Here is a 13,184-nt window from a genome sequence, read left to right as displayed (position 1 = left end):
GTTCAACCCCGGGAGGTGGTACGGGAGCGCCCGCCGAAGCCGGCCAGGACGAGGAGCAGCAGCCAGGTGACGAGCAGGCTCATCACGGACACGGCGACGGACAACTGGGCCTGCGAGCCGCTGACGTTGACGATCCACACGGCGAAGGGCTGGAAGCCCAGCAGCTGGGCGACGGTGAACTCGCCGAGCACCAGGGCCAGGGTGAGGAAGGAGGCGTTGAGCAGGGCCCCGCGCAGGTTGGGCAGCACCGCCTGGACGAGGGCCTGCGGCCAGCTCGCGCCGCAGCTCCGCGCGGCCTCGACGAGGGTGGGCACGTCGATCGCGCGCAGTCCGGCGTCCAGGGCCCGGTAGACGAAGGGCAGCGCCATCACGACGTACGCCAGGACGAGCACGACGGGGAAGTCGGGGTTCTGGATCGCCACGAAGGTCTGGAACAGCGGGGTGCGAGAGAGGTGTTCGGGCCCCCACTTCAGGACCGTGACGATGCCGGCGACGAACGCGATCGGCGGCACGACCAGCGGCAGTGAGCACACCACCTCCACCACCGGCCGCAGCTTCGGCGCGCCGAGCCGCAGCGCGACCATCGCGGGCACCATCAGCAGCAGGACGACGGCGATGGTGGCGAGGGCCAACTCCAGCGAGAGCAGCAGGCTGGAACCGAAGCCGCCGGTGGCGACGATCTGTGTGTAGGCATCGAAGGTGAGGCCCTGGCCCGGCACATCGACCGTGAAGACCACTGAAGCGGCCAGCGGCACCAGGAAGTACAGCCCGGCGAGGCCGAACACGCCCCACCGCCACAGGTTCAGGCGAGCCATCGCGCACTCCTCCGCTGCAGGGGCAGATAGACGGCCATGACGAGGCCGGCGACGAGCACCATGTCGAGGCTGAGGGCGAGGGCCACGTTCTCCTGGCCGACCAGCACGTTGCCGGAGAGGGCGTCGGCGATCTGCAAGGTGATCAGCGGGACGGAGCTGCCCACGATCGCGGCGGCGGTGGCATAGGCGGCGAAGGCGCTGCCGAAGAGCAGGACGAACCCGCCGAGCAGCGTGGGCAGCAGCACCGGCAGGGCGACATGCACCCAGTACTGCACGCTGGTCGCCCCGTTGTTCTGCGCGGCCTCACGCCACTGGACGCGCAGTCCCTCCAGGGCGGGCGTGATGGTGAGGACCATCAGCGGGATCAGGAAGTACAGGTAGACGACCACGAGTCCCCAGAAGCTGTAGAGGTCCCAGCCTTTGTCGGTGAGGCCCAGGTGCCGGGTCAGCACGCCGGCGTTGCCGAGGGTGGCGACGAAGGCGAAGGCGAGCGGGACGCCGCCGAAGTTGGCCAGGACGCCGGAGGCGGTGAGCACGGCCTCGCGCAGCGCGCGGTACCGGGAGGTGACGACGGCCTGGGCGAGCGGCAGTCCGAGGAGCGTCGCGAGGGCGGCGGACACGGCGGACAGCTTGACGCTGCCGACGAGAGCGGTGAGGTAGGCGCCCTGCAGCGAGGCGGTCAGGTTGGCCGTGCTGTAGGCGCCGCTGCTCTTGACCGTGAAGGCGCCGTCGAGGACCGCCCAGGCGGGCAGCCCGAAGGCCACGGCGGTGAAGGCGAGCAGCGGGACGACGGCGACCCAGCCGAGCGACCGGCGCCGCCGCCCGACCGTGGCGGCGGGCGCCGTGTCGACCCGCGGGAGCGTGGCCGTCATCCGGAGACGGCCTTCGCCCAGCCCTGCCCGAGGACCGTCTTGGCCTTGTCCTGCTGGGCCTCGGTCGGGAAGGAGGGCGTGCCGGAGACCTCGGGGAGCTTGGCCGCCGCGGTCTTGTCGAGGGTGCCGGCCTTCTCCATGGCGGTCATCAGGGCCGGGCGGGCGTATCCCTTGAGCCACAGGTTCTGGCCCTCGGCGCTGTACAGGTACTCCTGCCACAGCCGGGCGGCCGCCGGATGCGGGGCGTCCTTGTTGATCGCCTGGGAGTAGTACTGGGAGAACTGCCCGTCGCCCGGCACGGCGACCTTCCAGTCGACACCCTTGGACTTGAACTCCTCGGCGTACCCGGCGTTGAGGTAGTCCCAGTCGATGCTGATCGGCGTCTCGCCCTTCTCGACGGTGGCCGGGGTGGACTCGACGGGCGTGTAATTGCCGTTGCCCTTCAGCTTCTTGAAGAAGTCGAGGCCGGGCTGGATGTCGTCGAAGGACCCGCCGTTGGCGAGCGCGGCCGCCCAGACGCCGCCGAACGCCGAACCGGACTTGGTGGGGTTGCCGTTCAGGGCGACCTGACCCTTGTACTGCGGCTTGAGCAGGTCGGCGAAGGTGGTGGGACAGCTCTTGACCCGCTTCGCGTCGCAGCCGATGGAGATGTAGCCGCCGTAGTCGTTGTACCAGCGGGCCTGCGCGTCCTTCTGCCCCTCGGGGATGTCGGCGAAGCCCTGGACCTTGTAGGGGGCCAGCAGCCCCTGCTGGGCCGCGCTGATCGCGAAGGAGCTGCCGAGGTCGAGCACGTCGGGCGCGCGGCCCTGGCCCTTCCTCGACGTCACGGCGTTGATCTCGTCCTGGCTGGCGCCGTCGGGGTTCTCGACGGAGATCTTGATGCCGTACTTCTTCTCGAACCCGTCGATGAGGGCACCGTAGTTGGCCCAGTCGCGGGGCAGCGCGATGGCGTTGAGCGTGCCCTCCTTCTTGGCCGCGGTCACCAGGGCGTCGAGGCCGCCGAAGTCGGCGGCGGAGGTGGCGGTGGCGGCGTTCTTGCCGTCGGCGGTGGTGGACGCGGTGTCGGGGGCGGCGCCGCAGGCGCTCAGGGTGAGCGCGGCTATGGCGCCGAGGGCGGCGGTTCTCGGCAGGGAAACGGTCACGGCTTCTCCAGGGCGTTGAGAACTTGTCTGAACAAGTTGGCCCCAGTAAGGCTGCCGCTGGTGTCACGCCCGTAAACACTGAAGAAACGCTGGCCCCCGAACTCCGGGCCAATCAAGGGCCCCTCCGGATGCCGCCGAATGTCGACTAGGCTGGTCACGCTGTGCACAGCAGTCGACTCAGAGGGGAAGCATGGCGGCGCGACACGAAGAGATCGCCGACGAACTGCGCCGGGCGATCGACCGCGAGGAGTACACGGTCGGCAGCCGCCTGCCCGCCGAGACGGACCTCGCCGCCCACTACGGCGTCTCTCGCGGCACGGTCCGCCAGGCCGTCGCCGCGTTGACCGCCGAGGGCCTCATCGGCTCCCGCCAGGGCGCCCGCCGCGTGGTGCTGGCCAGCCGCCGCAGCCAGAGCTTCGCCGAACTGCGCAGCTTCGCCCAGTGGGCGCGGGCGATGGGCCGCGAGGCAACGGGGCAGGTCGTCGCACAGGAGTACCGGCCGGCTACCGCCGAGGACGCCGTACGCCTCCAACTACGCGCCGGGACACCGGTGTTGCACGTCCTGCGGGTCCGCGGCCTGGACGGCGAGCCGGTCCTGCTGGAACGGACGGTATACGCCGACTGGATCTCCCCCGCGGTCGAGCCCATCGAGGCCGACTGCCCCTCCGTCACCCAACGCCTGTACGACGACACGGGGTTGGTCTTCGCGTACGGCGAGCATGTCATCGACGCGGTCGCGGCGGGCGCACAGGACGCGGACCTTCTGTCCGTCCGCCGCACCAGCCCCCTCCTCCGGGTCCGCCGCGTGACGACGACCCGCGAGGGCCGCCCGGTGGAGTGGTCGGACGACCGCTACCGCTCGGACGCGGTGAGTTTCAGCGTCCACAACTCGATGGACAACAACGCGTTGGCGAGGAAGACGGCGGAGTAGGGGGTGGGTGGTGCGGATGCGCTGCCGGGTGCGGGTGCGTCGTGGCTTGTCGCGCAGTTCCCCGCGCCCCTGAAGCACCAGACCTGGTCCGACCTCAAGGGGCGCGGGGAACTGCGCGAACGGCCACGACGCACCCGCACCCGGCAATGCACCGCAACCAGCCGAGCTCTACCCCGGCGCCCCGGACGAGAACCGCCTCAGCAACGGCGACAGCACCAGCACCGACTTGGTCCGCTCCACGAACGGCTCCCCGGCGATCCGCTCCAGCACCCGTTCAAAGTGCCGCATGTCAGATGCGAAGACCTGCACGATCGCATCCGCGTCCCCCGTGACCGTGGACGCCGCCACGACCTCCTGGTACCGCTCAAGACCCCGCCGGATGATCTCCGGCGAGGTGTTGTGCCGGCAGTAGATCTCGACGAACCCCTCGGTCTCCCAGCCGAGCGCCGACGGGTCGACCCGCACTGTGAACCCGGTGATGGCGCCGGTGGCCCGCAGCCGGTCAACCCGTCGTTTCACGGCGGGCGCGGACAGACCGACGATCTGCCCGATGTCCGCGTAGGAGCGGCGGGCGTCCTCGGCGAGGGCGTGGACGATGCGTTCGTCGAGATCGTTGAGCACGGTGGGTGGATCAGCTCTCAGGTGATGCGGGTGTTGCGGTCGTTGCGGTCGTCGCGAGACGGGAGCGGCGATGGCCGTACACGAAGTAGAACACGAGCCCGGCCGCCATCCAGACTCCGAAGACCACCCAGGTGACGGCGGACAGGCTGCCCATCATCCAGACGCAGAACCCGAGGCCGAGCACCGGCAGCACCGGCGACAGCGGCACCCGGAAGGTGCGCGGCATCTCCGGACGCGTCCGGCGCAGCACCACGACGGCGATGTTGACCAGGCCGAAGGCGAAGAGCGTGCCGATGCTGGTGGCGTCGGCGAGCTGTCCCAGCGGGATCGCGGCGGCGAGGACACCGCAGAACAGGGACACGATCACCGTGTTGGCCCGCGGCGAACCCGTCTTCGGATGCACCCGCCCGAACACCTTCGGCACCAGCCCGTCCCGGGACATCGCGAAGAGGATGCGGGTCTGGCCGTAGAGCACGGTCAGGACGACGCTCGCGATGGCGATGACCGCGCAGGCGGCCAGCAGGGTCCCCCAGAAGGTCTGCCCGGTCACCTCGCGCATGATCTGGGCGAGCGCGGCCTCGGAGTCCCCGAACCGCTGCCAGGGCTTGGCGCCGACGGCGACGGCCGCGACGAGGACGTACAGCGCGGTGACGATGACCAGGGACAGCATGATCGCGCGCGGCAGGTCGCGCTGGGCGTTCTTCGCCTCCTCACCGGCGGTGGAAGCGGCGTCGAAGCCGATGTACGAGAAGAAGAGCGTGGCCCCTGCAGCGCTGACGCCGGCCATGCCGAGCGGCATGAAGTGCGCGTAGTTGCCGGAGCGGAAGCCCTGGATGCCGATGGCGCAGAACAGCACGAGCGCGGCGATCTTCACGGCCACCATGATCGTGTTGGCGCGTGCGGACTCCCGCGCCCCGCCCAGCAGGAACGCCATGGCCAGCAGGACGACGATCAGCGCGGGCAGGTTGAAGATGCCGCCGTCTCCGGGCGGGGCGGACAGCGCGTCGGGGATGGTGACGCCGATCGTCCCGTCCAGGAGCTCGTTCAGGTACTCGCCCCAGCCGACCGCGACGGCGGCGACCGAGACGCCGTACTCCAGGAGCAGACACCAGCCGCAGACCCAGGCGACCAGCTCGCCCAGCGTTGCGTACGCATACGAGTACGACGAGCCCGCGACCGGGATGGTGCCCGCGAGCTCGGCGTAGGACAGGGCCGAGAAGAGGGCCGTCAGTCCGGCGATGACGAAGGACAGGGTGACCGCGGGACCGGCCTTCGGCACGGCCTCGCCGAGGACGACGAAGATGCCGGTACCGAGGGTGGCACCGATGCTGATCATGGTCAGCTGCCACAGCCCGAGGGTGCGGCGCAGACTGCCGCCCTCGCCCTGGCCGCCCTCGGCGACCAGGCGTTCCACGGGCTTGCGCCGCATCAGACGCGCACCCAGCCCCGGGGACGGTGCGGTGCGGTGTTGCGGGGGTGCGCCTTGGTCGAGCACGCGCTGACTCCTTCGTCGCTGCGATCGGCGCGAGGGGACCGGCGGCACACCTGCGCGAGCAGGAACCCACCGAGCGGGGTCCCCGCCACGCCACGTACAGCGCATGACCCTATGAGCCAGACGTCGGGGTCGTCATGCGGCAACCTTGCGCAACTCCGCAAGATCGTTGCGTTCATCGCGGAGGGGCGGGCGTTCGTTGCGCGCGGCCCGGCTCAGCGATCCCGGACGCCGAAAAGCGACCCCGTCAGGTGTCCTGAACGCCGGACAGCTCCTTGACGAGGAACGTGCACGCATCGGCCTGCTCCTGCCGTACGCCCGCCTGATCGACGTACGCCCAGCGGTCGACGTAGGCCACGGTCGGCCGGTACCCGAGCCGTGCGTACAGCGCCGCCGCCCGCGGATTGCCTCCGTCCACCCCGAGCCCCATCACCCCAACGCCCCGCGCCCGTGCCAGCTCCTCGGCGGCCCGCACCAGCGCACTGCCGACGCCCCGCGAGCGCAGCCGCTCAGGCCAGACGAGGAGGCCGTTGATCTCGGGACAGCCGGGGTGGACCGCCCGCACCTCGGGCGCCGCGCAGCCGGTCCAGCGGACCTCGGCGTGGCCGACGGGTCGGCCGTCCAGCCACGGGATCAGATAGGTGCTCTCCCCCGCCTCCTGGCGCGCGTGGCGGGCCGCATGGCTGCCATCGACGCTGGAGGACGGCATGAAGTGCTCCAGGACGCCGAGATCCTCGGTCAGGCAAGGTGCGATCTCTGCGATCTCCATGCCCGGACCGTAGCCGCCCGGGCATGCGAACGGCCCCCGAATTTCCAACGGGGGCCGTTCGCAACGGGCTTGGCTCCAACCGGCGTTAGCTCCAGCTGGCGTGCAGCGGCTTGCCCTCCGCGTAGCCGGCCGCGCTCTGGATGCCGACGACCGCCTTCTCGGCGAACTCCTCGAGCGAGCCCGCACCGGCGTAGGTGCAGGAGGAGCGGACGCCCGCGATGATCGAGTCGACCAGGTCCTCGACGCCCGGACGGGTCGGGTCGAGGAACATACGGGAGGTGGAGATGCCCTCCTCGAAGAGTGCCTTGCGGGCCCGGTCGTAGGACGACTCGTCGGACGTACGGTTGCGCACCGCGCGCGCCGACGCCATGCCGAACGACTCCTTGTAGAGACGGCCGTTGGCGTCCTGCTGGAGGTCGCCCGGCGACTCGTACGTCCCCGCGAACCAGGACCCGATCATCACGTTGGACGCGCCCGCGGCCAGCGCCATGGCGACGTCACGCGGGTGCCGGACACCGCCGTCCGCCCAGACGTGCTTGCCGAACTTCTTCGCCTCGGCGGCACATTCGAGCACCGCCGAGAACTGCGGCCGGCCGACGCCGGTCATCATCCGGGTCGTGCACATGGCACCGGGGCCGACGCCGACCTTGATGATGTCCGCGCCCGCCTCGATGAGGTCCCGCACACCCTCGGCGGCGACGATGTTGCCGGCCGCGATCGGGACGTGCGGGTCGAGCGCCCGGACGGTCCTGATCGCGTTGATCATCGACTCCTGGTGGCCGTGGGCCGTGTCGATGACGAGCGTGTCGACACCCGCGTCGAGCAGCTGCTTGGCCTTGCCCGCCACATCGCCGTTGATGCCGACGGCGGCGGCGATCCGCAGCCTGCCGTTCGCGTCGACCGCCGGCGTGTAGAGGGTGGCCCGCAGGGCGCCCTTGCGGGTGAGGATGCCGGCCAGCTTGCCGTCCTTGTCGACGGCGGGGGCGTAGCGGCGGTTGGCGCCGTCGAGGCGGTTGAAGGCCTCGCGGGGGTCGATGTCCGCGTCGAGCAGCAGCAGGTCACGGGACATGACCTCGGCGAGCTGCGTGAACCGGTCGACGCCGGTGAGGTCCTGGTCGGTGACGACACCGACGGGACGGCCCTCCTCGTCGACGACGACACCGGCGTTGTGCGCCCGCTTGGGCAGCAGCGCGAGGGCGTCGGCGACGGTCTGGTGCGGGGCCAGCACGATCGGGGTGTCGAGGACGTGGTGGCGGCTCTTCACCCAGGAGATGACGTCGGTGACGACCTCGATCGGGATGTCCTGCGGGATGACCACGAGGCCACCGCGCCGGGCCATCGTCTCGGCCATACGGCGACCGGCGATGGCGGTCATGTTGGCGACGACCAGCGGGATCGTGGTGCCCGTGCCGTCCGGGGAGCTGAGGTCCACGCCCTGCCGCGAACCGACGGCGCTCCGGCTCGGGACCATGAAGACGTCGTCGTAGGTCAGGTCGTACGGGGGCTGGATGTCGTTGAGGAAACGCACGTGCTGCACATCCCAGTCGATCAGAGGTGGCCCCCGGACAGGTCAGCCAGGGGGAAAGAGCACGTACCTCATTCTCCCATGACGCCCGGAATGCCATGCACGGTCGATTCATCCAGGCTGGTCAGAGGCGCCTAGGAGGATCCTCCGAGAGCCAGGGCCACGGTGACGGCGGAGGCGTGCGAGAACACGTCACAGGCGGTCGCCCACTCGCCCGGCCGCGTCTCGGCGTACGGCTGCCAGTTCCGTACGACGACCACGGTGGCGCTCTCGGGCCACAGCCCCGGTTCGGACAGGACGTCGGCCAGCGCGTCCCAGTTGCGGCCGAAGTAGTCCGGCAGCCCCAGGTCCCGGGCGCAGCGGTCCATCAGGCCCGCCTTGTCGGTGACGCCGTCGAGGTCCAGCGAGACCACGGCCTCCGTCATCTCAGCACCGCCCTGAACGAGTTGTAGTGATCATCGGTGTAGTAGATCTCGTCGTTCCGCCCGGTGACAAGGCGCCGGGCTCCGCGATCGCGTGAGCCCGGCGTGGGGACGGTGTATTCGTGGTAGTAACCGCGCTCGTGGGCAGGGAGGAGCCGTTCCCGGTTCCCGAAGGCGGCGCCGTCCCTGGCGTACGGAAAAGGCCCGCCGACGTCGATGAGTTCGAGCGTCTCGCGGGCCTGCGCGGGCAGCCGGGCCTCCTGGACGGTGGCCATGGCACCGACCCACGACGGAACGGCCTCGTCGGAGGGCCGGGTCGACGAGCACCCGAGCACGAGCAGGAGCAGGCAGAGGACGAACCGCAGCGGCATGTCACCCACGCTGCCACGGCCGCCCTCCCCCGACCTTCCGTCAGAGGCCGTCCGGGTCAGCCCTGTTCAGCGCCGGCTTCGGCGTCGGCCCCGCCGCCATCAGCACATCGGCCGCGGACGTGTCCGTGACAAGGCTGGTGACCAGCCCGGACCGCAGCACCGCGTCGATCGCCATGGCCTTGCGGGCCCCGCCCGCGATCGCCACGACCTCGGGGATACGGCGGAGCTGGTCGGCCTTGACCGTGATGCACCGCTCGCCCAGGTCCCGGCCCACCCGGCGCCCCTGGGCGTCGAAGAGGTGCGCGGACATCTCGGCGGCCACGCCGAGGGAGGCGTAGTGCGCCCGCTCCTCGTCGCTGAGCATGTCGTGCACCGTGGAGATGCCCGGCTCCCAGGAGCCGATCGACACACAGGCGACGGTGACCTTGTCGAAGTACTCGAAGGCCCGCGCGATCCCGGTCTGGTTGCGCAGCGCCGCCGCGGTGGCCGCGTCCGGCAGCAGCATCGGCGCGTAGATGGGGTGTGCGTCCCCGCCCGACACCTGGGCCGCACGCCGTACCGCCTCCACCGAGCCGCGCTCGGCGGTCCCGGCGTCGTACACGCCCGTCAGCTGCACCACCGTGCACGGCGGCAGCCGGTCGAGGGCGGCCGCCATGTGAATGGTGGACCGGCCCCAGGCGAGCCCCAGGACATCGCCCTCGTTGACGAGCTCGCCGAGCAGGTCCGCGGCCGTCTCACCGAGGTTCTCGGGGTCGGGCGACTCCTCGGCCTCGGCCGGGGACTCCACCACCACTGCGTGCCTGAGGCCGTACCGGGCACGCAGCGCGTCCGAGCGCTCCGCGTCCAGCTCGGCCGGGACGCGGATCTCGATGCGTACGAGATCCCGTTCGAGAGCGGTCTCCAGGACCCTGGCCACCTTGAAGCGGCTCACGCCGAACTCCTCGGCGATCTGGATCTTCGATTTGCCCTCGAGGTAGAAGCGGCGGGCCATGGCCGCCGCCTGCACCAGCTCAGCGGGTCCCATCCGCATGGCTGACCGGCCCGCCGACATACCCGACACGGCCATCTCCTCACTGCTGTTCACACTCTGGATTCGCCGTTCATCCTTGCAGATCCGGCGGACTTGATCAGCCCTGATGGGAGCCGTTCACGTTCCTGTGGCTCAGTGGCCGCATGCCCAGCTCGCCTTGGCGGTCGCCCCTTCCGCTTGGTTGCGCAGTGCACGTACCGCCTCGGCCGGGTCGGACGCGTTGTACACGGCCGACCCGGCGACGAACACGTCCGCCCCGGCGTCGGCACACTGCTCGATGGTGGAGGCCGCGACCCCGCCGTCCACCTGGAGCCACAGTTCAAGGCCGTGCTTGCTGATCAACTCGCGGGTGCGGCGGATCTTGGGGAGCATGATGTCGAGGAACGACTGTCCCCCGAAGCCCGGCTCCACGGTCATGATCAGCAGCATGTCGAGCTCGGGGAGCAGATCCTCGTACGGCTCGATGGGCGTCGCCGGCTTCAGCGCCATGGAGGCGCGGGCGCCCTTGGCACGGATCTCCCGGGCGAGCCGGACGGGGGCGGCGGCGGCCTCGACGTGGAAGGTGACGGATCCGGCCCCCGCTTCGACGTACTGGGGCGCCCACCGATCAGGGGCCTCGATCATCAGATGGCAGTCCAGCGGAGTGTCCGTCGCACGGGCCAGCGACTCTACGACCGGCACTCCGAGCGTGAGGTTCGGGACGAAATGGTTGTCCATGACGTCGACGTGGAGCCAGTCGGCTCCCTCCACCGCCTTAGCCTCGTCCGCGAGGCGGGCGAAGTCTGCGGACAGGATGCTGGGGTTGATCTGCACGGCCATAGGCCAAGCCTCCCATGTCCGGGCACGAATGTTCGCGCCGGTCCAGACCTAAGCCGTTCATCGGATGTTGCTCCGGGACGGTACGTGCCATATTGGGCCGCCGACCGCGAGGGCGAAGGGCTGCGGGGGTGGCCATGACCGAGAACCGAGGCATCGCGCATCTGGTGTGCGGACGGCGGGCCAAGTGGGTCGTGCTGGTGCTGTGGCTGGTGCTGCTCTTCCTGACGGCGCCCCTCGCCTCCAAACTCACCGACGCCCAGGACAACGACGCCGCCTCCTGGCTGCCCGGCTCCGCCGAGTCCACCCAAGTCCTGCAGATCTCCGAGGGCTTCAGGCCCGAACAGATCCCCGCCGTCGTCATCTACGCGCGCGACAGCGGTCTCACGGCCGAGGACAAGGCGCGGATCGCCGAGGACGCCCGGCAGATCAGGCAACTGCGCGACCACGGCGTCCGGGGCGCCGAGACCCGCGGCCCGGTCTACGACCGCGAGACGGACCCGCGCGCGGCCCAGATCTACGTCCCCATCACGATGGACGAGAAGGGCTGGGAGGAGATCTCCCCCGCCGTCGACTCCATCCGGGACATCACCGGCAAGAGCACCGCCGGCCTCGCCGTGCACATCACGGGCCCGGGCGGCACGTCCGCCGACTTCTCCAAGGCCTTCGAGGGCATCGACTCCACGCTGCTGCTGTCCGCGATGGGCGTGGTCATCGTGATGCTGCTGATCACCTACCGCAGCCCGACGCTCCTCCTGGTCCCGCTCCTGTCGGTCATCGCGGCCCTGTTCACCGCGCAGGCCTTCGTCTATCTCCTCGCCCAGCACGCGGGCCTGACGGTCAACGGCCAGAGCGCGGGCATCCTCACGGTCCTCGTCTTCGGCGCGGGGACGGACTACGCCCTGCTCCTGGTGGCCCGTTACCGGGAAGAGCTACGCCGTCACGAGGACCGCCACGAGGCCATGGCCCTGGCGCTGCACCGGGCGGGCCCCGCGGTGATCGCCTCGGGCGCCACGGTGGTGCTGAGCATGCTGGTGCTCCTCGCCGCCGAGATGAACTCGACGCGGGGTCTGGGCCCGGTGGCCGCGATCGGCGTCGCGGTGGCCCTGCTGGCGATGATGACCCTGTTCCCCGCCCTGCTGGTGATCTGCGGCCGCTGGCTCTTCTGGCCGGCGATCCCGCACTTCGGCACGGCCGACCCCACGGAACGCGGCATCTGGGCGCGCACCGGCGGCCGTATCGCCCGCCGCCCCCGCATGATCTGGGGCGTCACGGCGCTGGCCCTGGCGATCTGCTCCCTGGGCCTGATCCAACTGCACGCGGAGGGCATCAGCAACGCGGACGCCTTCACCGGAAAGCCGGACTCGATCGTCGGCCAGGAGGTGTCCGAGAAGTACTTCCCGGCGGGCAGCGGCGACCCCTTGGTCATCGTCAGCAACCAGGCCCAGGCCCGACAGGTGGGTGAGGCGGTGGCCGGCACGCGCGGTGTCGTCCCCGACTCGCTGGGCCTGCCACCCGGTACCAAACCCTCCCACGACGGCCAGGTCCTCTTCGAGGCGACGATGACCGCCCCCTCCGACAGCGAGGCCGCCAAACAGACGGTCGAACGCGTCCGTGACGCCGTCCACGCGGTCCCGGACGCCGATGCCCAGGTGGGCGGCGGTACGGCGGCGCTGCTCGACATGGACAAGGCCACCGCCCATGACAACCAGCTGATCATCCCGCTCGTCCTGGCCGTGGTCATGCTGATCCTGTGCGCCCTGCTGCGGGCCCTGATCGCCCCGCTGCTGCTGGTCGGCACGGTGATCCTGTCCTTCGCGGCGGCCCTGGGCCTCAGCGCGCTCGCGTTCAGGCACGTGTTCGACTACGCGGGCGAGTCGACGGACTTCCCGCTCTTCGTCTTCGTCTTCCTGGTGGCCCTGGGCATCGACTACAACATCTTCCTCACGACCCGTATCCGCGAGGAGGCTGCCCGCCAGGGCACCCGCCCCGGCGTGGTGACGGGCCTGGCGGCGACGGGCGCGGTCATCACATCGGCGGGCCTGGTCCTGGCCGGCACCTTCGCAGCCCTGGGCACCCTCCCCATGGTCGCCTTCGCGGAGATCGGCTTCGCGGTGGCCCTGGGCATCATCCTGGACACGTTCGTGGTCAGGTCGGTCCTGGTCACGTCCTTGTTCCTGGACGTGGGTCCGAGGGTGTGGTGGCCACACCGGTTGTCGAAGGAGGACGGTACGGAGATGCCGGTCGCCAAGGAGCCAGCGGTGGAACAACGCCCTTAGGGCCTGTCCGGCGCATCATGCCGCAGACGCGGGGTCTGGCACGTCGGCCTGCGGCGATGAGGCGCCGCGGCTTTCCTGCGACCTGATCCGCCGGACAGG

At 70.5% G+C, this 13,184-nt stretch carries 13 protein-coding genes; 2 read left to right on the top strand and 11 right to left on the bottom strand.

Features of this window, described 5'->3' with window-relative positions; genetic code table 11:
• Nucleotides 1–2 precede the first annotated feature (2 nt).
• From OG885_RS37010 to OG885_RS37000, 3 genes are read right to left on the bottom strand one after another with little or no spacing between them, the layout of a single operon-like run.
• Entirely contained in the window at nucleotides 3–815 is an 813-nt protein-coding gene (locus tag OG885_RS37010) for an ABC transporter permease (RefSeq protein WP_405739309.1), read from the bottom strand.
• Entirely contained in the window at nucleotides 803–1,687 is an 885-nt protein-coding gene (locus tag OG885_RS37005; protein WP_405739306.1) for an ABC transporter permease, read from the bottom strand. The genes OG885_RS37010 and OG885_RS37005 overlap by 13 nt, the downstream gene beginning before the upstream one ends.
• On the bottom strand, nucleotides 1,684–2,829 hold the full coding sequence (locus OG885_RS37000) for an ABC transporter substrate-binding protein (RefSeq protein WP_405739303.1): 1,146 nt from the start codon (nucleotides 2,827–2,829) through the stop codon (nucleotides 1,684–1,686). The genes OG885_RS37005 and OG885_RS37000 overlap by 4 nt, the downstream gene beginning before the upstream one ends.
• 190 nt (nucleotides 2,830–3,019) lie before the next feature.
• Between OG885_RS37000 and OG885_RS36995 the strand changes: the two genes are divergently transcribed.
• Nucleotides 3,020–3,760 (top strand): GntR family transcriptional regulator, encoded by a 741-nt coding sequence (locus OG885_RS36995; protein WP_405739300.1) that lies wholly within the window; start codon nucleotides 3,020–3,022, stop codon nucleotides 3,758–3,760.
• A gap of 168 nt (nucleotides 3,761–3,928) precedes the next feature.
• Here the strand turns inward: OG885_RS36995 and OG885_RS36990 are convergent, their stop codons facing one another.
• From OG885_RS36990 to rpe, 8 genes are all read right to left on the bottom strand, one after another.
• Nucleotides 3,929–4,381, bottom strand: a complete 453-nt coding sequence (locus OG885_RS36990; RefSeq protein ID WP_329341394.1) for an Lrp/AsnC family transcriptional regulator — start codon at nucleotides 4,379–4,381, stop codon at nucleotides 3,929–3,931.
• Between the two features lie 10 nt (nucleotides 4,382–4,391).
• Complete coding sequence (locus OG885_RS36985; protein ID WP_405739296.1) at nucleotides 4,392–5,876, bottom strand: amino acid permease; 1,485 nt, start codon at nucleotides 5,874–5,876, stop codon at nucleotides 4,392–4,394.
• Between the two features lie 244 nt (nucleotides 5,877–6,120).
• Entirely contained in the window at nucleotides 6,121–6,642 is a 522-nt protein-coding gene (locus OG885_RS36980; RefSeq protein ID WP_405739293.1) for a GNAT family N-acetyltransferase, read from the bottom strand.
• A gap of 85 nt (nucleotides 6,643–6,727) precedes the next feature.
• A complete protein-coding gene (locus tag OG885_RS36975) occupies nucleotides 6,728–8,170 on the bottom strand; it encodes a GuaB1 family IMP dehydrogenase-related protein (RefSeq protein ID WP_405743048.1) in 1,443 nt (480 codons plus the stop codon).
• Between the two features lie 131 nt (nucleotides 8,171–8,301).
• Nucleotides 8,302–8,592, bottom strand: a complete 291-nt coding sequence (locus OG885_RS36970; protein WP_405739290.1) for a barstar family protein — start codon at nucleotides 8,590–8,592, stop codon at nucleotides 8,302–8,304.
• The gene (locus OG885_RS36965) at nucleotides 8,589–8,960 is read right to left on the bottom strand and encodes a ribonuclease domain-containing protein (RefSeq protein WP_405739287.1); all 372 of its coding nucleotides are present in this window, start codon (nucleotides 8,958–8,960) and stop codon (nucleotides 8,589–8,591) included. The genes OG885_RS36970 and OG885_RS36965 overlap by 4 nt, the downstream gene beginning before the upstream one ends.
• 40 nt (nucleotides 8,961–9,000) lie before the next feature.
• Nucleotides 9,001–10,044: a sugar-binding transcriptional regulator gene (locus OG885_RS36960; RefSeq protein WP_399958345.1), complete on the bottom strand. Its 1,044-nt coding sequence runs from the start codon at nucleotides 10,042–10,044 to the stop codon at nucleotides 9,001–9,003.
• A gap of 78 nt (nucleotides 10,045–10,122) precedes the next feature.
• Nucleotides 10,123–10,809 (bottom strand): ribulose-phosphate 3-epimerase, encoded by a 687-nt coding sequence (rpe, locus tag OG885_RS36955; protein WP_329341386.1) that lies wholly within the window; start codon nucleotides 10,807–10,809, stop codon nucleotides 10,123–10,125.
• 134 nt (nucleotides 10,810–10,943) lie between these two features.
• On the opposite strand from rpe, the gene OG885_RS36950 reads away from it, so the two are divergent.
• Nucleotides 10,944–13,085, top strand: a complete 2,142-nt coding sequence (locus OG885_RS36950) for an MMPL family transporter (protein WP_405739282.1) — start codon at nucleotides 10,944–10,946, stop codon at nucleotides 13,083–13,085.
• Nucleotides 13,086–13,184 lie beyond the last annotated feature (99 nt).

It is taken from the genome of Streptomyces sp. NBC_00028, from assembly GCF_045041065.1.
Taxonomy (GTDB): Bacteria; Actinomycetota; Actinomycetes; order Streptomycetales; family Streptomycetaceae; genus Streptomyces.
The sequence above is the reverse complement of the archived record's forward strand: the minus strand, read 5'-3'. Positions and strand labels throughout refer to the sequence as shown.

Bases quoted from the DNA above. Each gene is read 5' to 3' on its own strand.
- OG885_RS36980 (WP_405739293.1), bottom strand. From the start codon at position 6,642: ATGGAGATCGCAGAGATCGCACCTTGCCTGACCGAGGATCTCGGCGTC.
- OG885_RS37010 (WP_405739309.1), bottom strand. From the start codon at position 815: ATGGCTCGCCTGAACCTGTGGCGGTGGGGCGTGTTCGGCCTCGCCGGG.
- OG885_RS36970 (WP_405739290.1), bottom strand. From the start codon at position 8,592: ATGACGGAGGCCGTGGTCTCGCTGGACCTCGACGGCGTCACCGACAAG.
- OG885_RS36950 (WP_405739282.1), top strand. From the start codon at position 10,944: ATGACCGAGAACCGAGGCATCGCGCATCTGGTGTGCGGACGGCGGGCC.
- OG885_RS36995 (WP_405739300.1), top strand. From the start codon at position 3,020: ATGGCGGCGCGACACGAAGAGATCGCCGACGAACTGCGCCGGGCGATC.
- OG885_RS36965 (WP_405739287.1), bottom strand. From the start codon at position 8,960: ATGCCGCTGCGGTTCGTCCTCTGCCTGCTCCTGCTCGTGCTCGGGTGC.
- rpe (WP_329341386.1), bottom strand. From the start codon at position 10,809: ATGGCCGTGCAGATCAACCCCAGCATCCTGTCCGCAGACTTCGCCCGC.
- OG885_RS37005 (WP_405739306.1), bottom strand. From the start codon at position 1,687: ATGACGGCCACGCTCCCGCGGGTCGACACGGCGCCCGCCGCCACGGTC.